Source organism: Hyphomicrobium sp., assembly GCF_036780825.1.
Classification (GTDB): domain Bacteria; phylum Pseudomonadota; class Alphaproteobacteria; order Rhizobiales; family Hyphomicrobiaceae; genus Hyphomicrobium_C.
On record NZ_DAIQCD010000003.1, the window covers coordinates 42923 to 68269 of the forward strand.

Consider the following 25347-nt stretch of genomic DNA (forward strand, 5'->3'; position numbering starts at 1 on the left):
GCCACTGCGGATGCCGGCCTTTCGGCACGCATCGAGACGGCAAGTCAGGCTCGCGAACGAATTCCTTGAACGTGCTCACGCGGCGCGCAGCGCCAGCACGAATGAACACGCTCGCTAGAGCAGATCCCGTTCAGGCGGTGTCGCCTGAATGGGTGAAGATGCTCACTCAGACAAATAACTAGAGAATCTACAGTGAGCGCAAGCGAACGGAAAACGCTCTAGGTCTTCAGGTCTTCCGGCGACGTGGATCCCGGTTTTTGGCGGATTTTCCGGAAAGAAGCACGAAGAAACAAAAACTTAGAGCCGTTTCCCGTTTCCACTTAAACCGGAACGGCTCTAGCATAGCGGCCCGTGTGGCGAAACGGGACCGTCATGGCAACGACACCGCGAGGAGCAGGAGCAGCAGAGTTTCCATGACTTCGATGGTGGCGCCGTGACAATCGCCCGTCATGCCGCCCAGACGCGTGCGCCAGTAGAGCGCGGCGAGAGCCGTGAGCGGCAGCGCCGCGATTAGCACAGGCGCGAAGTAGAGTGTGACAGCGCCGAGCAGAGTTCCCGTGATCGCGACGGTACGCGTTTTAATGCCGGCTGCAAGGCGGCTCGCGAGCCCATCCGTCAGTGGCGGCACCGCGCGCCCGAGTGCCAGCGCCGCCCAGCGCGCCCATGCCGCCGCGAGCACAAGACTGCCGGCCAGTGCACCCCCCGTAGCCGTTCCCGCCAGCGCCGCAAGCAGCACCAGCTTGGCTGCGATCTGGAGCCCGATCGCCATGGCGCCGAAGCTCCCGAGGTGAGGATCGCGCGCAACCGCGACGAAGCGCTCTTTATCGCCGTGGGCGGCGCCCAGGCCATCGGCGACATCGGAGAGGCCGTCGAGATGCAGCCCGCCCGTGACGAGCACCCAGGCAAGCAGGCCGAGAATCGCGCCGATCCAGGGATCGGCGAGCGAACCCAGCGCCACGGCCGCCGCGACAAGCCCGCCGACCAGCACGCCGGCCGCGGGAAGCCACGGCGCAACGCTGGCGAGATCCTGAGCGTCGCCGAGGAGTGCGCGTGGCACAGGCAAGCGCGTGAGAAAAGCAAGGGCCGTAAAGAAGCCTCTCATGGTCGCGCCGCCGGCGGCTGGATGATTTCGACGATCTCGCCCCAGAGGCCGTGCTCGGGATCGTGGCCCATCTCCACACGGATGCGTGTCGCAAAGGCAATGCGGATCGCCCACAGCCGCGCCAGGGGAATGGCGAGCAGGATCGACAGCGCCATGCGGATCGCACCACCGTGCGTCACAACCGCGATCCGTCCATCCTGCCGTGCGCTGAGATGGCGGAGCGCCGCCGTGATCCGGGCGCGCACGTCGCCCATCGGTTCGCCCCCCGGCGGCGGATGACCGTCGGGATCGGCATAGAACGCGGCAAGGCGCGGATCGGACGCGAGATCGCGGCGCGGCTTGCCATCCCATTCGCCGAAGTCAATCTCCCGCCATGCGTCATCGACTTCGGGAGATAGCCGCGACGCAGCGGCAAGGATCGCCGCCGTCTCCCGCGCGCGCATCAGCGGCGAGGTGACGATCGCTGTCCACGCCAGCCCGCCAGTCATGCGCCGGACCGCTACCCTGCCCGCTTCCGAAAGCGGCAGGTCGGTTCGCCCGTGCAGGGCATCCACCGCGCCGGTCTCCCCGTGGCGCACGAAATCGATGGACGTCACGGCACGGAGCGGCCCGAGACGGCCGCCTCTTCGAACGTCGCCATGCCGTTGTGGAGCGCACAGGCGAGACGCAGCACGGCAAGCGCCACCGCGGCGCCCGAGCCTTCGCCGAGCCGCAGGTCGAGTCCAAGAATCGGCCGCGCGCCGAGCGCATCGAGCACCGCGCCATGGCCGCGCTCGGCCGAGCGGTGGGCATAAAGGAGCCAGGGCGCGGTGGACGGATTAAGCCGCGTTGCCACGAGCGCCGCCACCGTGACGATGAAGCCGTCCACGAGCACGGGGCGCCCCGCCTGGGCAGCCGCGAGGATCGCTCCGGCAAGCGCGGCGATCTCGAGCCCGCCAACAGCGCGCAGCACACGGGCGGGATCGCCCTTGCCAATTTCATGGCGCGCGAGCCCGGCTTCGATCACCTTGATCTTGTGCGCGATGCCGTCCGAGTCGAGCCCCGTGCCGGCGCCGGCAATCTCGGCGGGCGGCCTCCCGAGCAGCGCGGCGGCGACGGCCGCAGCCGATGTCGTGTTGCCGATGCCCATTTCGCCGAACAGGAGGAGATCGGCGGCCCCGGCCGCCTCGACCGCACGGCGCCCCGCCGCGAGCGCGGCCGCGCATTCTTCATCCGTCATCGCCTCATCGAGGGTGAAATCGCGCGTGCCATGGCGGGGCTTGTCGACGACCACACCCGGCACCGCCTCCCGGGCCCACGTCCCCACATCGACGACGGTAAGCGGCGCGCCGAGCTCGCGTGCCAACACGGAGACCGCGGCCCCCCCGGCAGCGAAGTTGCGCAGCATCTCGACGGTGACCGAGGGCGGAAAGGCCGAGATGCCTTGCGCGGTCACGCCATGGTCGCCCGCAAACAGGATGATGGGCGTGCGATTCGCGCTCGGACGCTCTGTCGCCTGCAGCGCAGCCAGCGTGATCGCCAAGGTCTCAAGCACACCCAGGGACCCGGCCGGCTTAGTCAGCACTGCCTGACGCGCGCGCGCCATCGCCTCGTGAGAGGCCGATGGCTGCGGACAGGGCGTTTCAATCCAGGCGAATGGCATGCGGGCTCCGGGTAGCAACGGCTGTCCGCGCTGGATGGCACGCGGCGAGCCGGCGAGCAACCACAACGGGTTCTCTTTCTGCCGGAACGAGATCAAGGGAGAGAGATACGGGACGCGCCGAGCGCTCCACCGGCAGCATCCAACTCAACAAGTTGGTTCATAAGATATTTTTGTCCATACGTCGGCCCGGAAGGGCTTGGCAAGCCCGTTGGCGGCCACGGGTGGAGCACCGGGATTTATTCCCTATAATGAGGGAAAATTTCCCGATTTGCTTTCCGGCTTCACAGGCTCCGAATGAAAAAAACCAAGTCAGAACCTGTCCTGACCCAGCTCGATCCCAGCCACCCGAATCACGACAGCATCCTGCTCAAGCAATCGCGGCTCGAGGCTTACCGCCGCCGTCGCTTGGAGAACAGCGGTATCAAGACAACAGCCCCCGTGGATAAGGCCGCGGGAAAAAAGGGGAAGAAGCCGAAATCCCGCGGGAAGACGCCCGCTCGCAAAGGTTGACGCGGGCTCCACGTGCCGCATCCTGCGCTTGAACGTCGCTCATCCGGTCCCATCTGCTGAGGATATCGCCGCAGGGAGACCGCACGATGACCCAGTCCCGTGACCGGCAGGCCGATACCATTGATCTCGCCACCGGCAAACCGAGCCGTTCCGCGATCTTCGAGCCCTCGCGACGCGAGGCTATGGTTGCAACCCTCGCCACCGGCTTTGCTCTTGCTGTCCGGCCGGTGGCTGCGGAGACGACGATCACCACCGACACCGAGGGCCTCACGGCTGGCCAAGTGCAGGTTTCCGCCGGAGATCGGACAATTCCCGCCTACCGCGCCATGCCGGCTGCGGGCGGGCCGTTCCCGATCGTTCTGGTCGTGCAGGAAATCTTCGGTGTGCACGAGCACATCAAGGATGTCTGTCGCCGTTTGGCGAAAGCCGGATATCTCGCCGTTGCACCGGAAATGTACGTGCGCCAGGGCGATGTCGCAAACCTCAAGAGCATCGACGACATTCGCGCCGTCGTGGCGAAAGTTCCAGATGCCCAGGTCATGAGCGACCTCGATGCGGCGGCCGGCTATGCGGCCGACGCCGGCGGCGATGGGGAGCGGATGGCCATCACGGGCTTCTGCTGGGGCGGCCGGATCACCTGGCTTTACGCAGCCCACAATCCGAAGCTCAAGGCCGCAATCGCATGGTACGGCCGTCTCACCGGCACGTCATCGGAGCTGACACCGAAGCACCCGTTGGACGTCGCACGCGATCTCAAAGCGCCTGTGCTCGGCCTTTACGGCGCCGACGATCAGAGCATCCCGATTGATACGGTCGACGCCATGCGGACCGCGTGCGCGGATGCCGCCAAGACCTGCGAGATCGTCGTGTTCGAGGGGGCGCCGCACGCATTTCATGCTGATTATCGGCCAAGCTATCGCCCGGGCCCCGCCAAGGAAGGCTGGCGACGTCTTCTTGAATGGCTCCGCACGCACGGCGTTGGATGAAAGACGCTTACCGAGCTCTCCCGTCCGCTTAACCGGCCGGCTTTCCAACCGGACCCTTACTTCGCAACGCCAGTACTCTATATGAATGCGGCGATCTCGCGCGGTCTCTCGCGGTCCCACCCTTCCCCCGGGACTCCGGCTTCCCGGTGGGCGCGTGTTGCGTGACAGCCGCACGCCCAGACGGTCTCCGCACTGAGGGACAGCGGGGCTGCGGCGCGACGCCATTGCGTAAATTCATAGTTTCCTCAAAGATGGCGGCATGATTTGCTCCGTTCGTATTTGACGCGCCGCCGGGCTTCCCGTCCGCCGCTGCTCTTCGCCAACTCCCCGCATTCACGATTGGACCTCGCCATGCGAACTCTCCTACGCCTTGCCGCGGCACTGCTCGCCGCCAGCAGCCTCTCGCAGGCTGCGGCAGCACAGGAGCCCGGTGGGCCGCAGCCCGCTCCGAGCGTCATCGTGGAGACCGTGCGCCAGCATGATGTGGCGGATCAGGCCACGTTCACGGGGCGGGTGCAGGCCATCGACAAGGTCACGCTGCGCGCGCGCGTCGATGGCTTCCTCGCCAGCCGTGGATTTGACGAAGGCAGCGAGGTGAAGCGTGACCAAGTTCTGTTCACGCTCGAGCGGGAGCCTTATGAGGCGGCACTCGCCCAGGCGGAGGCGAATCTAGAGAGCGCTCGCGCCGCGCTCGTCCTTGCTGAGGCAACGTATGCCCGCACCAAAGAGCTGGCGGACCGCGGCACTGCATCGCTTTCCGCCCTCGACGACGCGTCGGCCAAGCTTTCCCAGGCCAACGCCGAGGTGCGCAACCGCGAAGCCGCCCTGACCAAAGCCAAGCTCGACCTCAGCTATACGGAGATCCGCGCACCGATGGACGGACGCACCGGCCGGGCCACCTATTCCGTCGGTGAGTACGTCGGGCCTTCGAGCAATCCGCTGGTAACGCTCGTCCGCCAGGATCCCATGTACGTGGCATTTCCCGTGCCCCAACGCGTTCTCCTCACCGTGCGGCGCGAGGGGCTCAGCGCTGACGCCGTGGTCGTCCGTCTCAAGCTTCCGGACGGCAGCACCTACGAGCACGACGGCAAGATCAAGTTCTCGGAGGTGGAAAGCAACTCCGGCACCGACACGGTGACGGTGCGCGCCGAGATTCCAAACACCGAGCGCCTGCTCATTGATCAGCAGATCGTCGGCGTCAGCGTCGTCGCCAAGAAGCCTGAGCACAAGCTCATGGTCTCGCAATCGGCAATCCTTCTCGACCAGCAGGGTCCCTACGTGCTCCTGGTCACGCCCGAGAACAAGGTGGAGATCCGGCGCATCGAGGTCGGCGAGCAGCGCGGCCCGCGCATCATCGTCACATCCGGCCTTGCCGAGGGCGAGCGCGCCATCGTGAGCGGCCACCAGAAGGTGCGCCCAGGCATTGTCGTGGAGCCAAGTGAATTCCAGGCTACTCCGGGCCTCGACCAGGCAGGGAACTAGGGCGCCAACATGATCTTCGACCTTTTCATCCGGCGTCCTCGCCTCGCGATGGTGATCTCGATCGTGCTGACGCTTGCGGGCCTCATCGCCATGCGCGTGATCCCCGTTGCCCAGTATCCCGAGATCGCCCCTCCGACTGTGCGCGTCAGCGCATCGTACCCGGGCGCCGATGCGCAGACCGTCGAAGAGAGCATCGCGCAGCCGCTCGAGAATGCCATCAACGGCGTCACCGACATGCGCTACATGAAGTCGACGTCCGCCAACGACGGCTCCTACTCGCTTACCGTCTCGTTCCTGCTCGGCACGGATCCGGATATCGATACCGTCAACGTGCAGAACCGTGCCAACCTGGCGACGGCCAAGCTGCCCGAGGAGGTGCGCCGCACCGGCCTCACCATCGCCAAGGTCTCGACCGACCTGCTGCAGGTCTTCCTGTTTTACTCGCCCGAAGGCGATAAAGACGCTCTCTTTTTATCGAATTTCGTGACGCTCAACGTCCTCGACGAGATCAAGCGCGTGCCGGGCGTCGGCGACGCATCGATCTTCGGCGCGCGCGACTATGCGATGCGAATCTGGATCGACCCGGAGAAGCTCGCCAATTTCGATCTTTCGACGCAGGACGTGATCGCTGCCATTCAGACGCAGAACGTGCAGGCAGCGGCCGGACGCATCGGCGCCGCCCCGCTCTCAGCCGATCAGCGCCTGCAGCTCACCGTGACCACGAAGGGCCGCCTCACCACCACGGAGGAGTTCGGCGACATCATCGTACGCGCGCAAGGCGACGGCTCGTTCGTGCGCGTACGCGACGTTGGCCGCGTCGAACTCGAGGCGGCGACCTTCGACAGCGAGGCTCTCTACGAAGGCAAGCCCGCGGCCCCGATTGGCGTCTATCTTTCCCCGGGCGCGAACGCCGTCAACGTCGCCACGGAGGTATCGAAACGGCTCGAAGAGCTGCGGACCCGCTTTCCCCCCGGCGTGGAGTTCGCCTACGTCTACAACACCGCTGATTTCGTCTCCGCGATGATCGACAAGGTGATCGACACGCTGATCGAGGCGTTCGTGCTGGTGGCACTCGTCGTGTTCGTTTTTCTCGGCCGGCTACGTCCAACGCTGATTCCGCTTATCGCCGTGCCCGTGGCCATCATAGGCGCGCTAGCCGTGCTCTATGCCGTGGGATATTCGGCCAATACGATCTCACTCCTCGCCCTCGTGCTTGCCATCGGCATCGTAGTCGACGACGCCATCATCGTCGTCGAAAACGTCGAACGGGTGATGCACGAGGAGCCGCACCTGACGCCAGCGGAGGCGACTCACAAGGCCATGGCCGAGATCGCGGGACCCGTGATCGCGATCACGCTCGTTCTGCTCTCGGTCTTCGTACCGGTAGCGTTCCTGCCCGGCTCGTCGGGCGTTCTGTTCCGCCAGTTCGCCATCACGATCTCCGCCGCCATGGTGATCTCGGCGATCAACGCGCTTACCCTGTCGCCAGCGCTTTGTGCCATGATGCTCACGCCCGGCCAGCCGACGGGCATCATGGGACGCATCACGAAAGCCATCGACCGAACAGCTGAAGGCTATGCGAAGATCGTCCGCCGCCTCGTCGCCATCTCGTCGACGAGCCTTCTCGCGCTTGCGGTCATCGGCGGGGCGACATACTTCGTTTTTGAGCGCACTCCCTCGGGCTTCCTGCCGGATGAGGACAAAGGCTTCATCATCGCCGTGCTCAATCTGCCGGCGGGCGCTTCCCTCAACCGCACCAGCGACGCCGCTGAAAAGGCGTTGGACGTCATCCGCAAGGATCCGGCTGTCGAAACGGTGACGACGGTGCTCGGGCTCGATTTCCTCGGCGGCGGCTCGGCTTCCAACGGCGGCGTCATGTTCGTGCGTCTCAAGCCCTACGACGAGCGCAAGACCGCCAACATGCACTCCACAGTGGTCGCCCGCCGGCTTTCGATGGCGCTCGCCGCCATTCCCGACGGCACCATGATCGCCCTCAATCCGCCCTCAATCTCCGGCCTGGGCCAGGTCGGCGGCTTCGAGTACGTGCTCGAGGCGCTGCAAGGGCAGCCTCCCTCCGACATGGCCGCCGTCATGCGCGCACTTTCGGTGGCAGCGAACCAGCGGCCGGAGCTTGCCGCGGTATTCTCGACCTTCGAGGCCGAGACGCCGCAGATCCGCCTCGACATCGACCGCGATAAAACGCGGACGCTCAACATCACGCTCTCGGACGTGTTCGCCGCGCTTCAGGCCACTCTCGGCGGCTATTACGTCAACGACTTCAACCTTTACGGACGCACCTGGACGGTGCGCATGATGGCGGAGACGAAATTCCGCAGTTCGATCGACGACATCTCGGCGATCTACGTCAAGAACGCCGCCGGCGAGATGACACCGCTGTCGAGCATCGCCGACGTCCACCTCGACGTGGGGCCGCGGACGATCACCCGCTACAACAACTATCGCGCCATCTCCATCAACGGCAGTCCCGGTCCGGGCCGTGGGCCCGGCGAGGCCATCGAGGCCATGCAGGAAGTGTCGTCCGAGACATTGCCGAGTGGTTACGCCTATGAATGGACGGGGCAGGCGCTGGAGCAGATCCAATCCGCCGGCCAGACTCCCATCGTGCTCGGCATGGCGCTGGTCTTTGCCTACCTGTTCCTGGTTGCGCTCTATGAAAGCTGGATCGTGCCGATCCCGGTGCTGCTATCGGTTGCCGTATCCATATTGGGCGCCCTCGTTGCGCTCTGGATGCTCGGCATGAGCTTCACCCTCTACGCTCAGATCGGTCTCGTCGTGCTGATCGCGCTCGCAGCCAAGAACGCCATTCTGATCGTCGCGTTCTCGATTGAGCGCCGAGCGGCGGGCGACTCGCTGCTTGAGTCGGCCATCGACGGCGCCAAGCTTCGCTTCCGCCCCGTGATGATGACGAGCTTCGCCTTCATCATGGGTCTCTTTCCGCTCGTGGTGGCGAACGGCCCCGGCGCCGACAGCATGATCGCGGTTGGCGTTCCGGTGCTGGCGGGCATGCTGGCCGCATCCATCTTCGGCATCTTCATCATCCCGATGCTCTACGTGGTGTTCCAGCGCCTGACCGAGGGGCGGGGCGGCGCCACCAAGACGGAGGATGCGAAACCGAGCGCCTAAGTGCTTCCGGGAAATTGATGATGGTTTTACAGAGAAGACGACCGAACTCTAGACGGAGAGGCCGCCTATGCTGAACTGGCTCGTTCGCCCGATCATGTTCGTGGCGGCCATCATCGCCGGCTGGTTCGTAGCCGAGGATTCGGCGAACTTCGGCGTCGTTCAGCTCGTCATCTCCGTCATCCTGGTAACGCTTCTCGTTGCGGTCGCAACCTTCTGGCACAGCATCGCAGACTGGATCCGCAGCTGGGGCCGCCGGCTCTAGACAGGACATCCAGGAACATGAAAATTCTCATCACAGGCGCCGCCGGTTTCATCGGAGCTGAGACGGCGCTTGCTCTTCTCCGGCGCGGCGACGAGGTCCTCGGGCTCGACAACCTCAACGACTACTATGACGTCAACCTGAAGCGCGCACGCCTCGCCCGCCTTGAAGCGCACCCAGGATTCCGGTTCCTGAAATGCGATCTCAAGGATCGCGCGGCGATCGAGGACGTCTTCGCCGCCCAGCGGCCGGAGCGCGTCGTGCACCTCGCAGCGCAGGCCGGCGTCCGCTATGGGATCCAAAATCCGCACAGCTACGTCGATTCCAACATCACGGGCTTTCTGCACGTGCTCGAAGGCTGCCGCTATCACGGCGTCGAGCATCTCGTCTATGCGTCCTCGTCATCCGTCTACGGCGCCAACACGCGCATGCCCTTCAGCGTGCACGATAACGTGGATCATCCGCTGAGCCTCTATGCGGCCAGCAAGAAGGCGAGCGAGTTGATGGCGCATTCCTATGCGCATCTCTACGGCCTGCCCGTAACCGGCCTCCGCTTCTTCACCGTGTACGGCCCCTGGGGCCGGCCCGACATGTCGCTCTTTCTCTTCACGCGCAAGATCCTGGCCGGCGAACCCATCGAGGTCTTCAACAACGGCCACCACGCGCGCGACTTCACCTATATCGACGACGTCGTCGAGGGCGTCCTGCGCACGCTCGACCGTGTAGCTGAACCGAACCCCGCCTGGAGCGGTGACGCTCCCGATCCCGCCACCTCCAGCGCGCCCTACCGGCTGTACAACATCGGCAACAACCAATCCGTCGAGCTGATGGACCTCATCGCCTGCCTCGAACAGGCTCTGGGCTACACCGCCGAGAAGATCATGCTGCCGCTGCAGCCGGGTGATGTGGTGGGCACGAGAGCAGACATCGACGCGCTCACCGCCGACATCGGCTTCCAGCCGAAGACGCCGATCCAGGACGGCGTGCGCCGCTTCGTCGACTGGTACAAGAGTTATTACGCCGTCTCGTAGCGCATCCCGTCGTCACGCAGGACGATGTAGATCGCCGGGATGACAAGCACCGTCAGCAAGGTCGACGATGCAAGCCCAAACAGAAGTGAGATGGCGAGCCCCTGGAAGATCGGGTCGGCGAGAATGACGGCCGCACCGATCATGGCTGCCAGCGCGGTGAGCAGAATGGGCCGGAAGCGGATGACGCCCGCTTCGAGCAGCACATCGCGCAGCGGCGCGCCTCCTGCGCGGCGGTCTCTGATGAAATCGACGAGCAGGATCGAGTTGCGCACGATGATGCCAGCGAGCGCGATGAACCCGATCATCGACGGAGCCGAGAATGGCGCGGCGAACAGCCAGTGCCCGATCATGATTCCGATCAGCGTCAAGGGGACGGGCGTCAGAATGACGAGCGGCAAGGTGAACGAGCGGAACTGCGCCACCACCAGCACGTAGATGCCGAGCAGCGCTACGGCGAACGCGGCCCCCATATCGCGGAAAGTCACGTAGGTCACCTCCCATTCGCCGTCCCACAGGAGAGCCGGCGCGGCCTCGTTGTCAGGTTGGCCGTGGAGGCGCACCTCGGGCTTCGGCAGCGCCCCCCAATCCTTCCGGTCGATGAGATCCTGGACGGCAAGCATGCCGTAGATCGGTGCCTCGTAGGCTCCCGCGAGTTCCGCCATCACCATCTCGGCCGCCCGACCGTTGCGCCGGAAGATCGCGGACGATGCTTGCTCGCGCTCGACCCGCACCACATCGCCAAGCTCCACGATGCCGCGCTCTCCGGGGAGCGCGTTGGCAGGCACGGGCGTCGAAAGCGTCGCTTCTGTGATAGCGAGATCTTGCTTGGGCAGCGCGATCGCGATCTCCACGGGGTGGCGACCGCCACCCTTGTGCGAATAGCCAACCGTGGTGCCGCCGAGATAGGCGCCAATCGTGTTGTAGACGTCGCCTTCCTCGACCTTGTGAAACTCGAGATTGTCCTGGTCGATGGCAATGCGCAAGCGCGGCGCGCCTTCGCGGAAGCCCAGGTCCACGTCGACGATGAACGGCACCGATCGAAAGATATCGGCCACTTCACGCGCGACCGCGCGGCGCTGCTCGCCGTCGGCACCGTAGATCTCCGCAAGCAGCGTTGCGATGACTGGCGGACCCGGCGGAACCTCGACAACCTTGACCGCGGTGCCATCGGGCGCCGGCAGACGATCGAGCAGTTGGCGCGCATGGAGCGCGATCTCGTGGCTTGTCCGCCGGCGCTCCTCCTTCGGCGCCAGATTGACCTGCAGATCACCCTGGTGCGCGCTGGTGCGCATGTAGGAATGGCGCACGAGGCCGTTGAAGTTGAACGGCGCCGCCGTGCCGGCATAGGCCTGGATCGAACTCAACTCCTCCAGTCCGGCGAGCCGCTCCGCGGCGGCTTCGAGCACGCGATCCGTTTCCTCGAGGCTGGCGCCCGGAGGCAGATCGATCACCACTTGAAGCTCGGACTTGTCGTCGAAGGGGAGCAGCTTGACCGTCACCGCCTTCGTGGCGAACAGCACCATCGAGAGGAGCGTCGCAGCCCCGACCAGGATCAAAAACGTTAGCGCCCGTCGTCGCGTCGCGATGACGGGACGCGCAAGCGCCACGTAGCTCCGCCCGAGCCATCCGCCGCCAGCCGCGCCTTCAGCACCATGAGCAGCACCCGCCTGCGCTCCGCCGAACCGCATCATCAGCCAGGGCGTGACGATCACCGCGACGAAAAAGGATAGCACCATGGCGGCCGACGCGTTGGCGGGGATGGGGCTCATGTAGGGTCCCATCAACCCCGAGACGAACAGCATCGGCAGCAGCGCGGCGACGACGGTAAGGGTCGCAAAGATGGTCGGATTCCCGACCTCCGCGACAGCCTCCACGGCAGCGGCGATACGGCTTTGCCCGTCCCGCATACCCCAATGGCGTGCGATGTTCTCGATGACGACAATGGCATCGTCGACGAGAATGCCGATCGAGAAAATGAGCGCGAACAGGCTCACCCGGTTGATCGTGTAGCCGAGGAGCCAGGAAGCGAACAGCGTCAGCAGGATCGTTACGGGAATGACGACGAGAACGACTGCTCCCTCACGCCAGCCGATCGCAAGCCCGACCAAAACCACGATCGAGAGCGTCGCGAGCCCCAGATGGAAGAGCAGCTCGTTCGCCTTCTCGTTGGCCGTCTCGCCATAGTTGCGCGTGACGATAACCTCCACGTCGTCCGGCACGAGGTGACCTTTGAGATCGGTCACGCGCGCGAGGATGCGCTCCGAGATGACGACCGCATTGGCACCCGCACGCTTCGCGATCGCCAGCGTGACGGCCGGCGTACGATCAAGGTGTCCATCCTCCGCTTTCGCGAGATGCCACGCCCGGCGTTCGAGCGGCTTGGTGCCGACGACGACGTTCGCGACATCCCGCACGTAGACGGGACGGCCGTCACGCGTTGTAAGGAGAAGCAGGCCGATGTCGGGAACGCCCTGCAGCGTCTGTCCGGCGGCGACGGCAAGGCTTTCGCCGCGCTCACGCACATGTCCGGCGAGGAAGGAGCGATTGGCGTCCTTCACCTTTCCGACGAGTTGCGCCAGCGTAACGCCATAGAGCGCGAGCCGCTCGGGCACGGGCTCGACGCGGATCTGATCCGGACGCCCGCCGACGATGTAGGAAAGCCCCACATCCTCGAGCTTCGCGAGCTCAACCTGAAGGTTCTCAGCCATGTGATAGAGCGCGTTGTCTTCGACACGCGCACCCGGCTTCGCCGCGAGCGTCAGAGTGACGATCGCCACATCGTCTATGCCGCGCCCGACGATCAGCGGCTCGGGAATTCCAACAGGGATACGGTCATAGTTGGCGCGCACCTTCTCATGCACGCGCAGGATCGCCTCGTCCTGCGACGTGCCAACGAAGAAGCGCGCCATGACGAGCACCCTATCGTCCTCGGTGCTCGAATAGACATGCTCGACGCCGTTGATCGCCTTGACGATGGTCTCAAGCGGCTCTGTGACGAGCTTCACCGCGTCTTCCGCCTTGAGCCCGTCGGCCGAGACGAGGATATCCACCATCGGCACCGAAATCTGCGGCTCCTCCTCGCGCGGCAACGCGAAGAGCGCGATCAGCCCGAGTGCCAGGCTCGCGAGCAAGATGAGCGGCGTCAGCGGAGATTGGATGAACGCCCGGGTCAGGATACCCGAGAGTCCGAGAGGCCTGCCGGGCGTCATGGCTGGACCAGCCTGTCGCCGTCGAGCACCCCGGCAAGGATCTCGATGCCGCTCGCCCCGTTCGCACCCTGAACCTCGCGGCCAGCCTGGACGACGACGTCCGCATACCGTCTGCCCTCGCCCGCGACACGAACATAATCGATGCCGAAGCGGCGGGAGAGATAGGATCGCGGCACGATGTAACCCAAACGCTTGCCGGCAGAGATCCACGCGAGCACACGCTCGCCGACGAAGTAGCTGCCAAGGTCGGGAACCTCCGCATCCGCCACCACGCGGCCGTTCTGGAGCTCCGGATAAACCAGCACGATGCGCCCCTCTGCGTCCGTCGCCGCATCGCCAAGGCCCCGCGCACCAAGCCGCACCGTATCGCCCACCTTCATGAACCTGGCATAGCGCTCAGGCAGCTCGAGGCGCAGCAGATAGCCGCCAGCCGCGATGGTTGCGATGCTCTCGCCGGGGAGCACGACGCTCCCCTCCGTCACCGGAACCTTGAGGACGCGGCCTGCCGTGGGTGCCAGTACTTCGCCTTCCTGGATCTCCGTCTCAGCGACGGCGCGCTCCGCCCTTGCGGCTTTGAGATCGTTGACGGCGACGTCATAGGCAGTCTGTGCCTGATCGACCCGCGATTGCGGAGAAACACGCTGCGCGAAAAGGATCTTCGCGCGATCGAGCTCGACACGGGCCGTTTCCACGCGAGAGGTCGCCGCGACGATGCGGGCGTCGATCGCCTCGATCTTGAGCGCAATCTTCGGATCGGCAACGAGTGCCAGCACCTGCCCTTCGCGAACGCCATCACCCTCGCTCACCTTGAGCGTGGCGACCGTGCCTGGCGTGCGCACACGGGCATGGATCAAATTCCGGCTGCGGACCGTGGCATAGACCGACTTGAGATCATCGATCTCAGTGGCGGCAACCTCGATGGGGGGACTCGCCTCACCACCACCGGCTTGGGCGGCAAGACTTCCTGAAAGGAAAAGCCCGAGCAGAGCGACCGCCCGAACCAATCCGCGAGACTCTTTCATGAACAGCCCCTTCTTCGATAGCTTGCCCCAAGCACGCCTCCCGCAAGCAGGTTTGGCATGAGCGCGCTTGACTCATATATGAGCTGTAACTAAATTAGCAATCATGAATATTCAAGAGCTCGAAGCCAACAGCGAGGAAGCGGCAGAACTTCTCAAGGCGCTCGCCAACCGGCATCGCCTCATGATCCTTTGCGAGCTGCACAACGGGGAGCGGTCGGTTTCGGCGCTGGAGGCTGTGGTGCCGCTGAGCCAATCGGCGCTATCCCAGCACCTCGCCAAGCTCAGGGAAGGCGGCTTCGTCGCAACCCGGCGCGAAGCGCAGACTATCTATTACACCCTGGCTGACGCCCGCGTCGCGCGCCTGATCGGCGTGCTGCACGAGATCTTCTGCGCGCCGGCCGGATCGAAGCAGCGGAGAAAACAAAAATGACACTCGATCGCGCCGTGCTGGCGTTCGCAGGCACGATGATCCTTGCGAGCCTTGCTCTGAGCCAAGTGCTGAGCCCCTATTGGCTGCTCCTCACCGCCTTCATCGGGCTCAACCTGCTGCAAACGGCCTTCACGGGATTCTGTCCACTGGCCATCGTTCTCAAGCGCCTCGGCGTCCGTCCTGGCCCCTGTTTCCGGTAGAGCCTGATCGCACGCTCACTCGTGCTGAGAGGATGGCGGAGGAGGATGGGAGTCGAACCCACCTGAAGCCGTCTCACGGCCCCACCCGGTTTTGAAGACCGGTCGCCCCACCGGGGACGGGACTCCTCCATGCCCATGCCGCGCCGATGTCGGCATGAAACTATCGATACGGGCCGGATTGATGCGGCGCAAGTCGCCGCGGCGCATAGTGAGCCCGTGTCGATCGAAGAACTCGAGAATCTGGATCGCCACCTTGCGGCCATTGTGCAGGCGGTCCCGGAAATCACCAGCCGTGAACCTGCCGTCCGGCGCGTGTGACGCCACATCGATCGCGATGGCAGCCATGCGCCTGACGCTATCGCGCGTGAAGAAGTGATCGTGTGCGATCTCCTCCACATCACCGCGCCGCGCAGACATCCGCAGGATGCGGCGGACGTCCCCCTCATCCGCGTCCATCGCCTTGGCAATATCCCGCACCCGGGGCGGCCGATAGGGCTCGGGGCTTAGATGCCCGCCGATCTCGGTCCACATTTCCTCGTCCTCGGGCGAGAAGCTCACACTGTGGCCAGGACGGCGGATCCACGTACGATCGAGAGCCACCTCGCCCGCCTCGCCCAGGCGCCGCAGCATTTCCGTGAACAACCCCGGTGGGATTTGCGGCCTGACAGCCCGCCGCAGGCTTTCGAACGCCAATCCCGGAAGGTCCGGCCGCTCCGCATGACAGTGATCGAGCGCACGCCCGACAGCGCTACGAATTTCCTCCCAGCTTTCCTGCCGCATGGCGACGATGCTGTCTCCATGCCGAAGCGTCACCAGGTCGAGACGCTCCGCGATGCTGTCGTCCTCATCTGCTGAAAGCGCCCGGTCGCGGCAGAAGAGGGCGAGATCGCACCACGCTCCCTCGGCGGAGAGCAACTCTCCAATCGCACGCACAGGATCGCTCTCAGTCAATGCTTCCAGAACGGCACGCCGCAGCGGCGTACGCCTCCGCCGTTCGGGCGCGCGCAGATCAAGCAGCCGCCCGCCTCCGACCGTCCGCTTCGACGACGTATCCCGGATCACGAAGGGATCGCCCGCCGCCGCGGCGATCGGCCGATCGAGAACGAGTTGCGCAAAGTCCCACGCTCCGGGCGTAATCGGCTCCTCGCCGAGAACGACGACGCGGCCTGGCACCTCGGCCGCCGCGTGATGAACCTTGACGGGAAACCATTGTCCGACAGAACGCCGCTCCGACGCGAGAATGTGCAGGCTGACGTCGATGCGCGCGCTCGGTGCGTGCAGCGCCGGGTCAACGACAACATCGCCTCGATGCACGGTGCTCTTCTCGATGCGAGGACCGGCAAGAACGAGGGCGCAGCGCTGGCCGGCAACACCGCGCGCGGCGGGTCTGTTCTGGACGTTCATCGATCGCACGCGCGCCTCGAGCCCGGACGGACTGATCACCACCTGATCGCCAACACCGACGCTGCCCGAGAGCACGGTGCCAGTCACCGTTGTGCCAAGGCCGCTCAGCGTGAAGCAGCGATCGACGGCGAGACGGAAACGGCCCCCGTCGGAGCGCTGCGGCGCCTTCCGGCACGCAGCATCGAGCACGCCGGCGAGAGCGTCGATCCCTTCGCCCGTAACACCCGAGACGGGGAGGATCTTTGAACCTTCGAGGCCTGTTCCGGCCAGCGTGGCGGAAATCTCGGCGCTCACGGCCTGGACCCGCTCCGGCGCAACGAGATCCGCCTTGCTGAGCGCGATCACGCCACGGTCGAGCCCCAGGAGATCGATGATCGCCAGATGCTCGCGCGTCTGCGGCATCACACCATCGTCGGCGGCAACGACCAGGAGCACGAAATCGATACCCGTGGCGCCGGCAAGCATGGTGTGGACCAGCCGCTCGTGCCCCGGCACATCCACGAAGCCGATGATCTCTCCGGAAGGGCGCGGCCAGTACGCGAAACCGAGATCGATCGACATTCCGCGCGCTTTTTCCTCCTTGAGCCGGTCGGTGTCGATGCCGGTGAGCGCGTGGACCAGCGTCGTCTTGCCGTGATCGATATGGCCTGCCGTACCGACGATCATGGCGCATCGCCTCCGGCGGTCAGAGGCTGATCCGCAAGGCGCTCGGCCTCAAGACGCTGATCGTCCGTCGCGGCGTCATAGGCAGCAGCATAGAAGCGGTCGGCGAGCGTGCAGCGGGCGCGCTTGGCGCGCGTGAGCCAGAGCAGCGCGCGAACGGCGTCACGCGCAACTCCGGAGCCGAGGTGATAGGCGGCGCCCAGCATGGCTTGTGCATCCGCATCGTCATGGAGCGCGGCTTTGCGCCACCAGGCCGCCGCCGCCTCGGGATCGCGCTCGACGCCCAGCGCATTGTGATAAAAGTTCCCGATGCGCGTCATCGCCGGAACCGAGCCCTGCTCCGCCGCCGCGAACGCCCATTTGCGCGCCTGCCCGTAGTCCGGCTTGCGGTGATCGCTTTCGGAGAGCAGCCACGAGAGCATGTCCTGCGCATAGGCATCGCCCTGCTTTGCCGCGCGCGCATACCATTCCTCGGCGATCGAGCGGTCGGGCTTGCCGCTCTCACCGTTGAGGTAGAAGTCACCGAGAAGCCGCTGGCCAAGCGGATCGCCCGCGCGCGCCGAAAGCGTGAGCCACGTGCATGCAAGCTCCGGGTTGCGCTCCACACCCTGTGCGGCCACGAAGCAGCGGCCGATCTCAGCCTGGGCGCGCGACGATCCGCTGTGGGCAAAACGTGACCAAATGGCGAGAGCGGTATCGTAGTCTCCCTGCAGCGCCGCATCTTCGGCATCACGCATCGTGCCGGACATGGATGCGGGTGCCTTGCGAGGCGCGGCCGTGCTGTTGCTACGCCGGAACATCTGGCTCCTCATCGGACCCCACGAGAATGCACAGCTCGGGAAGCTGTGTGAGGAAGCCGCCTTCGTCGTCCATACAGCGCATGTCGAGCACGAGGGCGTTATCCTCGATGCGGCCGATAACGGGCACCGGCAGATTGCGGAAGGCTTTCGCCAACGCCGCAAGCCGGCGCCCCGCCTCCTTGCGCGCACGCGGCCGGATTGCGATCCCGGCACTCGGCAGCGTCTCGAGGGGCAGCGCCCCGGAGCCGACCTGGCTCACACAATCGGCGACCCCGGCGGCGAAGTCCGCGCCCACCGCAGAAGCCAGCGCATCCCGCAAGCGGGCGGCGACCGCGTCGATCTCCGCCTTTCCCCGCGCAAGATGGCGAGCGGTGGGCAAGCGCTCGGCGAGGCGATCGGGATCGCGATAGAGCTTAAGCACGGCCTCGAGCGCCGCGAGGCGGATCTTGTCGATTCTGAGCGCGCGCTTCATGGGATTCTTCGCAACCTGCGCCACAAGCTCGCGCGCACCCGCAATCAGCCCCGCCTGCGGGCCGCCGAGCAGCTTGTCGCCGGAGAATGTAACGAGGCCGGCGCCATCCGCCAGCGCCTCGCGAACGGTCGGCTCCGGAGGAAGGCCGAAGCGTGCCATGTCGATGAGCGCGCCGGAACCGAGATCATGGACGAGCGGCACCCCGCGCTCACGAGCAAGGCGTGCAAGCTCCGAGGCTGGCACGGATCGCGTGAATCCGCGAATGACGAAATTGGACGTATGCGCCTTCATGATCAGCCCGGTGCCGGCCGAAATGGCGCGCTCGTAGTCGCTAGGGTGCGTGCGGTTCGTGGTGCCAACCTCGACGAGGCGCGTGCCCGCGCGCACCATGATGTCCGGCAGGCGGAACGAGCCGCCGATCTCGATGAGCTCTCCGCGCGAAACGACTGTCTCCCGGCCGGCGCCGAAGGTATTGAGAACGAGAAGAACCGCGCCTGCATTGTTGTTGACGACGGCCGCATCTTCCGCGCCGGTGAGTTCGCGAATGAGCCCGCGCACATGGTCGTCCCGCTCACCCCGCGCGCCGCGATCGACGTCGAACTCGAGCGCCGCCGGAAAGCGCATGGCCTCCACGGCCGCCGCGATGGCGCATTCGGGAAGGAGAGCCCGGCCGAGATTGGTGTGAAGCACGGTTCCGGTGAGATTGAACACGCGGCGCACGCTCGGGCGCTGCTCGTGATGAAGGAGCGCGCTCGCGTTCCGCGCGATGGCCTCCACATCATACGAACCGCCGGTGCCCTCCATAACGTCCGCACGAACACGCGCGAGCGCCCGACGGATGGCGCCCGCCGCTGCCGCGTGTCCGAAGCTCCCGCGCAGAACTGCGCCGACGTCGCTGCGCAAGACCTCATCGACGGACGGCACTCGGATTCTTCGCACCGGACGAGCCTCGTTCATGCAAGCTCCACGGCTCTCAATACCCCAGGAGAAACGGGTCCACGCCACCGCGCTGCCAGCCCTCCTCGGCCAGCAGCATGTCGAGGCCGAGACTGGCGACATCGTCAGCCACCGGCTCCAACAAATGATCGTTCACCTGATAGAGGATCTTCACATAGCGCTTGCAGGCGTCGCAGCACTCGGCCTTGACCGTCTCAGGGGCGCCATCCACGGTGAGATAGGTGATGGCGCCCGTTTCGCTGCAAAGCACGCATTTCACGCGCACGACGTTCCACATGGTGGCGCAGAGCGAGCAGGCGCAAAAGCGCGTATTGTGCGCCTTCGGCCAGCCGACGACGGAGCTCGAAACGGGAGCGCTGCCGCATGCCGGGCAGACGCCGTCGGCGATGCGCTTCAAGCGGTCGGCGTCGAGCTGGGATGCGAGTCTCGCGAAATGAACCTGGAGGCCGGCGAAGGCGAGCACACGCTCCGCAGTCTCTTCTGCATTCGGCGTCCCGGAGATGGCCGCCGCGATGATCGCTTTGCGCTTCGCTGCATCGGCGCTCAGCAGCGCCCCGCACGCCGCGGCTGTTGCGGGCGGCACCGCATCAAACCGGGCCACCCGCTCCACAAGACGCTCGATTGTGAGAATTGCGGCGGGATCGTCCGCAAGGCTGGCGGCGGGCAACGGCGGCATGCCGCCGTCGAGCGCCCGCTCGATATCCTCATGCGCCGGCAGGGCGACGGACGGCAGATCGGTTTGAATGTCGTGCTGGGCTTCTGCCAGGTCCGCGAGAAACGCGAGGTAGGGCTCGAGCGGATGGCCGGATGCAAGAGAACGGAAGCGCGCCGCCCGCGTGTCGAACACCGACGACGCATCGGGCAGAACGGCAAACGCCGGCACCGCTTCCTTGCCGATATTCGTCATATCGCGCTTCGGCGCCTTGGCTTCAGACATGAGCACCTCGACCGAGGATGAAACTCAATGTATGCGCGGCCCCGGGTCGCGGGGCACCCGCGCACATCCTATTTGAGCACGAATGAATGGAATTACCAGTGATCAAGGAGAAGCGTGCATCCCTCCGCCACGAGAAGCACCGGAAGACGGCCTCTTGCCCGGCGCGTCTGCTCCCACATCGCGCTCAATATCGCCCTTCTTCACCTCGCTGCGCAGCCACTTGCGATGGTGACGCCAACCCCAGCCGCCCGTCACGCTCCCTTGGATCATGGCGGCGAACGTGCCGCGCACCCAGATCGCAGCATAGACGTGTACGATCCAGACCATGATCGCGAGCACGGCGGCCGTGGCATGGATCACCGCCGCCCAACGGAGCTGGTCGATCGTCGGCTTGAAGCCTGTCAGCGCCTCGATGTTCGCTACCGCCGCAAGCCACAGCCCGATGCCGGTGACGAGCAGGATCGAGATGAGCACGGCCTGAGACCAGAAGACGAGCTTCTGCCCGGCATTGTACTTGCCGACCTCGGGCAGATAATCCTCGCGCGACGCCATCACGTCGCGAATGCGCGTGAGCCACACCCAATCCGTACGCTCCGGCAAATTCTGCGACAGGAAGCGCACGAAGAGGCCGAAGAACGACACGGCCAGAACGAGGCCGAACCAAGGATGCAGCCAGCGGGCCATCTGGCCGCCGCCGAACAGCGCCGTCAGCCAGAACAGACTCGGGTGAAACAGCGCGAGCCCGCTGACCGCGAGGCACACGAAAGTGACGGCCACAATCCAGTGGTTGATCCTGGCGCTGCCCGAATAGCGGCGCACCCGGATATGCCCATGCTTCTCGCTCACGGCTTGTCTCCTGCGAGCTTGTCCGCGCGCTCCTCATCCTCTTCGGTGACGCGGTTCGGCCCCTGCAGCATGTGATGAACCACGCCAGCAAGGGCCGTGAGCGCGATAACCGCCATGCCCGCATATTTGCCGACACCCTTCCAGGCTTCGACGATGGGGCTGATGCGCGGATTGTCCGGCAGGTTCGCGTAGATGTGCGGCTTGTCCGCATGATGCAGAACGTACATCACGTGCGTACCGCTGACCCCCGGCGGATTATAGAGGCCCGCCTTGTCGAACCCCCGCGAGTTGAGATCTTCAATGCGCTCGTCGGCAAGCGCCACCATCTCGTCCTTGGTCCCGAACGTGATGCAGTGCGTCGGGCAGGCCTTGGCGCAAGCCGGTTCTTGGCCCACGGCGACACGGTCCGAGCACAGCGTGCACTTGTACATCGTATGATCGATTTCGGAGAGGCGCGGGATGTCGAACGGGCAGCCCTTCACGCAGTAGCCGCAGCCGATGCAGTTCTCGTGGATGAAGTCCACGATGCCGTTGGCATACTGCACGATGGCGCCGGGTGCCGGGCAGGCCTTGAGGCAGCCCGGATCCTCGCAATGCATGCAGCCGTCCTTGCGGATGAGCCACTCGAGGTTGCCCGTATCGGGATTGTCCCACTCCGTAAAGCGCATCAGCGTGAACATGTCGGGCGTGAGATCGTGGGGGTTGTCGTAGACTCCGACGTTGACGCCGACCGGCTGGCGCTTGTCATTCCATTCAAGGCACGCCGACTGGCAGGCTTTGCAGCCGATGCACTTCGACGTGTCGATCAGTTTCACGACTTCCACGCCGCGATCCTTTGGCGGCGCCGACGTGACCGACGCCGAGCGGCGGACGACGTCGAATGGCTTGAATGTTGCCATCGCGGGCCCTCCCTATGCCACCGGCGCTGAGCTGCGCTCGATGTTGACCAGGAACGCCTTGAACTCCGGCGTCTGGATATTTGCGTCACCGACGAACGGCGTAAGCGAATTCGTGCCGGCCCCTTTCCGCGCCGCACCCGTAAATCCCCAATGCAGGGGAACGCCCACGATATGCACCGTCTTGCCGTCGCAGATCAGCGGCTTGATGCGCTTGGTCACGACCGCCTTGCACTTGAGGCCGCCGCGGTTCGAATAGACGTGCACCCAATCGCCCTTGACGATGCCTTTCTCCGCCGCCAGCTCTTCCGAGATCTCGACGATCGGCTCCGGCTGCAACATGGCGTTGACCTGGACGTGCTTCGTCCAATAGTGGAAATGCTCCGTCAGCCGATAGGTCACGCCCGCGTAGGGGAACTTCGAGACGTCGCCGAGGTCGTTCAGGTCGCCCTCAAAAATGCGAGCGGCCGGATTGCCCCGGATATTCGGCGCGATGACGTTCACCACCGGGCTCTCGAACGGTTCGTAGTGCACCGGGAACGGCCCGTCCTTCATCAGCCCGCGCACCCAGAGGCGTGACGTTCCCTCCGGGTTCATGATGAACGGCATCACCTCGCCGGGTTTCGACGCCAGCGGGATATCGGGCACGTCATAGCCGGCCCATTTTTCGCCATTCCACGCAATGAGCTTGCGGGCGGGATCCCAAGGCTTGCCCTCGAGATCGGCGGACGCCCGGTTGTAGAGAATGCGCCGGTTGGCAGGCCACGCAAACGCCCAGCCGAGATAGGCTCCCGTCGCGTCCGGATCGTCCTTGGAGCGGCGCGCCATGGCGTTGCCGTCCTCGGTGAAGCAGCCAGAGTAGACCCAGCAGCCGCACGCCGTGGTTCCGTCATCCCGCAAGGCCGCGAAGCCCGGAACCTGCTTGCCCTTTTCTACGAGCTTGCGGCCCGGATCGGCAGGATCGACCACGTCCTCTAAACCGTAGCCGTTGATCTCTTTGGCGATCTCCGCTGCGTGCGGCTCATCCGGATTCGTGTAGGGCCAGTTGAGATTCAGGATCGGATCCGGGAAGGCCCCGCCCTCTTTTTCATAGAGCGCGACGAGCCGTTTCCAGAGCTGCGACATGATCCAGATGTCCGTCCGCGACTCTTCAGGCGGCGTTCCACCCGGCCAGTGCCACTGCAGCCAGCGCGACGAGTTGGTGAGCGAGCCTTCGTCTTCCGCGAAGCAGGTCGTCGGCAGCTCGAACACCTCGGTTGCGATGTCCGCCGGCTCGGACGGATTGTACTCTCCGTGGTTTTCCCAGAACCGCGCCGTCTCCGTCTGCAGCGGATCTATGACGACGAGGAACTTGAGCTTGCCCAGCGCTGCCTTGACCTTGGTCTTGTTCGGGAACGACATCAGCGGATTGAAGCCCTGGCAGATGTACCCGTTCATCTTTCCGTGACGCATCAGATCGAACGCCCGCAAAATGTCATAGGACGGCACGTCGAGTTTCGGCAGGTAGTCGAACGCGAAATCGTTCTCCGCCGTCGCAGCGGCACCAAACAACGCCTTCTGCAAACTGACGAAGAACTTCTTGTAGTTCTGCCAGTAGCTGACCTGCCCGGGCCGCAGTGGATTGAACTGCCGGGTCGCCATGTAGGTCGCAAGGTCGGGCTCGTTGTCCGTCGCGAGCGTCAGATATCCGGGAAGCGAGTCCGACAAGAGGCCGATATCGGTGAGGCCCTGGATATTGGAATGGCCACGGAGCGCATTCATGCCGCCTCCGCGCATGCCGATATTGCCCAGGATGAGCTGCAGCATCGCCATGCCGCGGATGTTCTGCGAGCCCTTGGAATGCTGCGTCCACCCGAGCGCATACATGGACGTCATCACCTTGTCCGGCGCCGACGTCTCCGCGATCATCTCGCAGACCTTGAGGAACTTGTCCTGGGGCGTGCCGCAGATGCGGGACACGAGCTCCGGCGTGTACGGCTTGACGTGCTCCTTGAGCAGGTTCCAGACACAGCGCGGATCCTGCAGCGTTTCGTCGACTTTTACGAAGCCGTCGTCGCCGATCTGATATTCCCAGGCTCCCCGGTCGTAGTCGCGCTTCGCTTCGTCGTAGCCCGTAAAAAGACCGTCACGATAGCCGAACTCCGGCTTGACCAGATACGTCGCGTTGGTGAACGCCTTCGCATACTCCCACTGCACCTTGTCGTTGGCGATGCAGTAGTTGATCACACCGAGCAGGAAGGCGATGTCCGTGCCTTGCCGGATCGGCGCATAGTAATCGGCAACCGACGCCGACCGCGTAAAGCGCGGATCGACGACGATCAGCTTGGCGCCACGATGCGCCTTGGCTTCCGTCACCCACTTGAAGCCGCACGGATGCGCCTCGGCGGCATTGCCGCCCATGATGATGACCAGATCCGTGTTCTTGATGTCCGTCCAAGAGTTGGTCATCGCACCACGGCCAAACGTCGGAGCCAAACTGGCCACCGTCGGGCCGTGTCAGACACGGGCTTGGTTATCGAACACCAGCATGCCGGCGCTTCGCACCACCTTGTAGGTGATATAGGCCGTTTCGTTTGTCGTTGCCGACGCGCCGAGAAAACCGGTTGTCGTCCAGCGGTTTACCGTCACTCCGGCGCTGTTGGTGGCGACGAAATTGGCATCGCGGTCGTCCTTCATGAGGCGCGCGATCCGATCCAGCGCCTCATCCCACGACACCCGCGTCCACGCGTTCGATCCGGGCGCGCGACGCATCGGATACTTCGTGCGCGTTTCGGAGCGGACGAAATCGAGGAGAGCCGAGCCCTTGGGGCAAAGCGTTCCCCGATTGGTCGGATGGTCGGAATCGCCTTCGATATGGAAGATTTCGGCCTTCTCGCCCTTCTTCACGTCGCCTCGGCTGTAAAGAATGATGCCGCAGGCAACCGAGCAGTAGGGGCATGTGTTGCGGGTTTCCGTAGCCTTCGCGAGCTTGAAGGGTCTCACGTGCGCGGCCACGGCGGCCTCCGCATCCTCAAACCCCAAAGCTCCGAGAGCCGACCCTGCCGCACCCGCCCCTGCCAGCTTCAGAAAGTGCCGGCGGGAGACTTCGATGTTCATGAGCCGCGTCTCCTCCAGTCCTGATGGAAGCGAACGAAAGGGCCGAAGAAGCCAGTGAATTCGCTTCCCGGATATTCGTAATGCGCCTGAAGGTTACGCTATAGCAGCGAATCAGCGCCGTCAATTTGCAGTGCAGTATGATCGCCGATGAAATGGCCATGAAATCTGCGCCGAAATAGACATTTGAACGCCTGGATAAATCAATCCTTAGCGCAATCGGCAACCGAGGGTAGCGGCCATTCACCCAAGCACTTGATAG

20 protein-coding genes, 1 tRNA gene and 1 pseudogene are annotated in these 25347 nt (G+C 64.7%); 9 read left to right on the top strand and 13 right to left on the bottom strand.

All coding sequences use genetic code 11. The features are described 5' to 3' along the window. Positions 1–370 precede the first annotated feature (370 nt). The 3 genes from V7P99_RS02465 to cobT are packed head-to-tail and all read right to left on the bottom strand — an operon-like array spanning position 371 to position 2744. Positions 371–1102 (bottom strand): adenosylcobinamide-GDP ribazoletransferase, encoded by a 732-nt coding sequence (locus V7P99_RS02465; protein ID WP_333793242.1) that lies wholly within the window; start codon positions 1100–1102, stop codon positions 371–373. Beyond that, positions 1099–1698: a histidine phosphatase family protein gene (locus tag V7P99_RS02470; RefSeq protein ID WP_333793243.1), complete on the bottom strand. Its 600-nt coding sequence runs from the start codon at positions 1696–1698 to the stop codon at positions 1099–1101. Before V7P99_RS02470 ends, V7P99_RS02465 begins: the two co-directional genes overlap by 4 nt. After that, the gene (cobT, locus tag V7P99_RS02475) at positions 1695–2744 is read right to left on the bottom strand and encodes a nicotinate-nucleotide--dimethylbenzimidazole phosphoribosyltransferase (protein WP_333793363.1); all 1050 of its coding nucleotides are present in this window, start codon (positions 2742–2744) and stop codon (positions 1695–1697) included. The genes V7P99_RS02470 and cobT overlap by 4 nt, the downstream gene beginning before the upstream one ends. Before the next feature lie 294 nt (positions 2745–3038). Between cobT and V7P99_RS02480 the strand changes: the two genes are divergently transcribed. From V7P99_RS02480 to V7P99_RS02505, 6 genes are all read left to right on the top strand, one after another. Further along, complete coding sequence (locus tag V7P99_RS02480) at positions 3039–3254, top strand: hypothetical protein (protein ID WP_333793244.1); 216 nt, start codon at positions 3039–3041, stop codon at positions 3252–3254. A 182-nt stretch (positions 3255–3436) separates the two neighbouring features. Then, positions 3437–4240, top strand: a complete 804-nt coding sequence (locus V7P99_RS02485; RefSeq protein ID WP_333793364.1) for a dienelactone hydrolase family protein — start codon at positions 3437–3439, stop codon at positions 4238–4240. Between the two features lie 351 nt (positions 4241–4591). Next, the gene (locus V7P99_RS02490; RefSeq protein WP_333793245.1) at positions 4592–5722 is read left to right on the top strand and encodes an efflux RND transporter periplasmic adaptor subunit; all 1131 of its coding nucleotides are present in this window, start codon (positions 4592–4594) and stop codon (positions 5720–5722) included. Between the two features lie 9 nt (positions 5723–5731). Beyond that, positions 5732–8866 (top strand): efflux RND transporter permease subunit, encoded by a 3135-nt coding sequence (locus V7P99_RS02495; RefSeq protein WP_333793246.1) that lies wholly within the window; start codon positions 5732–5734, stop codon positions 8864–8866. Positions 8867–8933: 67 nt separating this feature from the next. Continuing rightward, positions 8934–9128, top strand: a complete 195-nt coding sequence (locus V7P99_RS02500; RefSeq protein ID WP_333793247.1) for a hypothetical protein — start codon at positions 8934–8936, stop codon at positions 9126–9128. Positions 9129–9145: 17 nt separating this feature from the next. Beyond that, positions 9146–10156: an NAD-dependent epimerase gene (locus tag V7P99_RS02505; protein ID WP_333793248.1), complete on the top strand. Its 1011-nt coding sequence runs from the start codon at positions 9146–9148 to the stop codon at positions 10154–10156. On the opposite strand, the gene V7P99_RS02510 is transcribed toward V7P99_RS02505, so the two are convergent. After that, entirely contained in the window at positions 10141–13365 is a 3225-nt protein-coding gene (locus V7P99_RS02510; RefSeq protein WP_333793249.1) for an efflux RND transporter permease subunit, read from the bottom strand. The genes V7P99_RS02505 and V7P99_RS02510 overlap by 16 nt on opposite strands. Further along, positions 13362–14387, bottom strand: a complete 1026-nt coding sequence (locus tag V7P99_RS02515; RefSeq protein ID WP_333793250.1) for an efflux RND transporter periplasmic adaptor subunit — start codon at positions 14385–14387, stop codon at positions 13362–13364. The genes V7P99_RS02510 and V7P99_RS02515 overlap by 4 nt, the downstream gene beginning before the upstream one ends. A gap of 103 nt (positions 14388–14490) precedes the next feature. Here V7P99_RS02515 and V7P99_RS02520 point away from each other — a divergent pair, with 103 nt between their 5' ends. Then, positions 14491–14817 carry an ArsR/SmtB family transcription factor gene (locus tag V7P99_RS02520; RefSeq protein WP_333793251.1) on the top strand — a complete coding sequence of 109 codons (327 nt, stop codon included), beginning with the start codon at positions 14491–14493 and terminating at the stop codon, positions 14815–14817. Continuing rightward, a complete protein-coding gene (locus V7P99_RS02525) occupies positions 14814–15017 on the top strand; it encodes a YgaP family membrane protein (RefSeq protein ID WP_333793252.1) in 204 nt (67 codons plus the stop codon). Before V7P99_RS02520 ends, V7P99_RS02525 begins: the two co-directional genes overlap by 4 nt. A 33-nt stretch (positions 15018–15050) precedes the next feature. Here the strand turns inward: V7P99_RS02525 and V7P99_RS02530 are convergent. Continuing rightward, a tRNA-Sec gene (locus V7P99_RS02530) sits at positions 15051–15146 on the bottom strand. Between V7P99_RS02530 and V7P99_RS02535 the strand changes: the two genes are divergently transcribed. Continuing rightward, positions 15147–15335 (top strand): hypothetical protein, encoded by a 189-nt coding sequence (locus V7P99_RS02535; RefSeq protein ID WP_333793253.1) that lies wholly within the window; start codon positions 15147–15149, stop codon positions 15333–15335. Here V7P99_RS02535 and selB read toward each other — a convergent pair. From selB to fdnG, 7 genes and pseudogenes are all read right to left on the bottom strand, one after another. Further along, positions 15258–17087 (bottom strand): annotated as a pseudogene (selB, locus tag V7P99_RS02540) (selenocysteine-specific translation elongation factor); the annotation flags it as partial. The gene V7P99_RS02535 and the pseudogene selB overlap by 78 nt on opposite strands. Continuing rightward, positions 17084–17833, bottom strand: a complete 750-nt coding sequence (locus V7P99_RS02545) for a tetratricopeptide repeat protein (RefSeq protein WP_333793254.1) — start codon at positions 17831–17833, stop codon at positions 17084–17086. The pseudogene selB and the gene V7P99_RS02545, both read right to left, overlap by 4 nt. A gap of 37 nt (positions 17834–17870) precedes the next feature. Further along, positions 17871–19313, bottom strand: a complete 1443-nt coding sequence (gene selA / locus V7P99_RS02550) for an L-seryl-tRNA(Sec) selenium transferase (RefSeq protein WP_333793255.1) — start codon at positions 19311–19313, stop codon at positions 17871–17873. Between the two features lie 16 nt (positions 19314–19329). After that, positions 19330–20250: a formate dehydrogenase accessory protein FdhE gene (gene fdhE, locus V7P99_RS02555; protein ID WP_333793256.1), complete on the bottom strand. Its 921-nt coding sequence runs from the start codon at positions 20248–20250 to the stop codon at positions 19330–19332. 102 nt (positions 20251–20352) lie between these two features. After that, positions 20353–21096 (bottom strand): formate dehydrogenase subunit gamma, encoded by a 744-nt coding sequence (locus V7P99_RS02560; protein WP_333793257.1) that lies wholly within the window; start codon positions 21094–21096, stop codon positions 20353–20355. Continuing rightward, positions 21093–21995 carry a formate dehydrogenase subunit beta gene (gene fdxH / locus V7P99_RS02565; RefSeq protein ID WP_333793258.1) on the bottom strand — a complete coding sequence of 301 codons (903 nt, stop codon included), beginning with the start codon at positions 21993–21995 and terminating at the stop codon, positions 21093–21095. The genes V7P99_RS02560 and fdxH overlap by 4 nt, the downstream gene beginning before the upstream one ends. 12 nt (positions 21996–22007) lie before the next feature. Then, the gene (fdnG, locus tag V7P99_RS02570; protein WP_333793259.1) at positions 22008–25088 is read right to left on the bottom strand and encodes a formate dehydrogenase-N subunit alpha; all 3081 of its coding nucleotides are present in this window, start codon (positions 25086–25088) and stop codon (positions 22008–22010) included. Positions 25089–25347: the final 259 nt, after the last annotated feature.

Coding starts and splice junctions, on each gene's coding strand:
- V7P99_RS02520 (WP_333793251.1), top strand. CDS start 14,491: ATGAATATTCAAGAGCTCGAAGCCAACAGCGAGGAAGCGGCAGAACTT.
- V7P99_RS02490 (WP_333793245.1), top strand. CDS start 4,592: ATGCGAACTCTCCTACGCCTTGCCGCGGCACTGCTCGCCGCCAGCAGC.
- V7P99_RS02485 (WP_333793364.1), top strand. CDS start 3,437: ATGGTTGCAACCCTCGCCACCGGCTTTGCTCTTGCTGTCCGGCCGGTG.
- V7P99_RS02465 (WP_333793242.1), bottom strand. CDS start 1,102: ATGAGAGGCTTCTTTACGGCCCTTGCTTTTCTCACGCGCTTGCCTGTG.
- fdhE (WP_333793256.1), bottom strand. CDS start 20,250: ATGTCTGAAGCCAAGGCGCCGAAGCGCGATATGACGAATATCGGCAAG.
- cobT (WP_333793363.1), bottom strand. CDS start 2,744: ATGCCATTCGCCTGGATTGAAACGCCCTGTCCGCAGCCATCGGCCTCT.
- V7P99_RS02495 (WP_333793246.1), top strand. CDS start 5,732: ATGATCTTCGACCTTTTCATCCGGCGTCCTCGCCTCGCGATGGTGATC.
- V7P99_RS02545 (WP_333793254.1), bottom strand. CDS start 17,833: ATGTCCGGCACGATGCGTGATGCCGAAGATGCGGCGCTGCAGGGAGAC.
- V7P99_RS02505 (WP_333793248.1), top strand. CDS start 9,146: ATGAAAATTCTCATCACAGGCGCCGCCGGTTTCATCGGAGCTGAGACG.
- selA (WP_333793255.1), bottom strand. CDS start 19,313: ATGAACGAGGCTCGTCCGGTGCGAAGAATCCGAGTGCCGTCCGTCGAT.
- V7P99_RS02510 (WP_333793249.1), bottom strand. CDS start 13,365: ATGACGCCCGGCAGGCCTCTCGGACTCTCGGGTATCCTGACCCGGGCG.
- V7P99_RS02525 (WP_333793252.1), top strand. CDS start 14,814: ATGACACTCGATCGCGCCGTGCTGGCGTTCGCAGGCACGATGATCCTT.
- V7P99_RS02480 (WP_333793244.1), top strand. CDS start 3,039: ATGAAAAAAACCAAGTCAGAACCTGTCCTGACCCAGCTCGATCCCAGC.
- V7P99_RS02515 (WP_333793250.1), bottom strand. CDS start 14,387: ATGAAAGAGTCTCGCGGATTGGTTCGGGCGGTCGCTCTGCTCGGGCTT.
- fdxH (WP_333793258.1), bottom strand. CDS start 21,995: ATGGCAACATTCAAGCCATTCGACGTCGTCCGCCGCTCGGCGTCGGTC.
- V7P99_RS02535 (WP_333793253.1), top strand. CDS start 15,147: ATGCCCATGCCGCGCCGATGTCGGCATGAAACTATCGATACGGGCCGG.
- V7P99_RS02500 (WP_333793247.1), top strand. CDS start 8,934: ATGCTGAACTGGCTCGTTCGCCCGATCATGTTCGTGGCGGCCATCATC.